The organism is Oleiphilus sp. HI0123 (genome assembly GCF_001635315.1).
The window spans coordinates 1-725 of the sequence record NZ_LWGE01000907.1 but is presented as its reverse complement, the minus strand read 5'-3'; the positions used below and the strand labels follow the sequence as shown (position 1 = coordinate 725).

The following is a 725-nucleotide window of genomic DNA, read 5'->3' as shown; positions in this document are numbered from 1 at the left end:
TCCTATTGTTGTAATCAATAAAATAGATCGCCCGGGTGCTCGTCCAGACTGGGTGATGGATCAGGTTTTCGATTTGTTTGATAGCTTGGGTGCGACGGATGAACAGTTAGACTTCCCTGTTATTTATGCGTCGGCGCTGAATGGTATTGCTGGTTCAGACCCTGAGGATATGGCTGACGATATGACGCCGCTGTATGAGATGATCACAGAACAAGTGCCAGCGCCTGATGTAGATCCTGAAGGAATGTTCCAGATGCAGGTGTCTGCATTGGCTTACGACAGCTACGTAGGTGTTATTGGTGTAGGTCGTATTACTCGCGGAACATTGAAGCCAAATCAGCAAGTAATTATTAAAGATGCCAAGGGTAATGAGCGTAAAGGCAAGGTGCTTAACGTCAAAACTCATATGGGGCTTGAGCAGGTTGAGACGCCACTGGCGAATGCCGGAGATATTGTTTGTATCAATGGTATTGATGGCTTAGGTATTTCAGATACTTTGTGTGACCCGGAGTGTGTAGAGGCTTTGCCAGCACTAAACGTAGATGAGCCAACCGTAAGTATGACCTTCGTGGTGAATGATTCTCCTTTTGCGGGCTTGGAAGGTAAGTTTGTTACGACGCGTAATATTAAGGATCGTCTTGATCAAGAGCTTATTCACAATGTGGCATTACGAGTGGCGCCAGGTGATACGCCGGACAAGTTTGTTGTCTCGGGTCGTGGTGAAT

1 protein-coding gene is annotated in these 725 nt (G+C 46.6%); it reads left to right on the top strand.

Annotated features, from left to right (window positions below; genetic code table 11):
- Nucleotides 1–725: EF-Tu/IF-2/RF-3 family GTPase (locus tag A3761_RS07820; RefSeq protein ID WP_255374930.1), on the top strand; the 725-nt coding region annotated here is incomplete at both ends.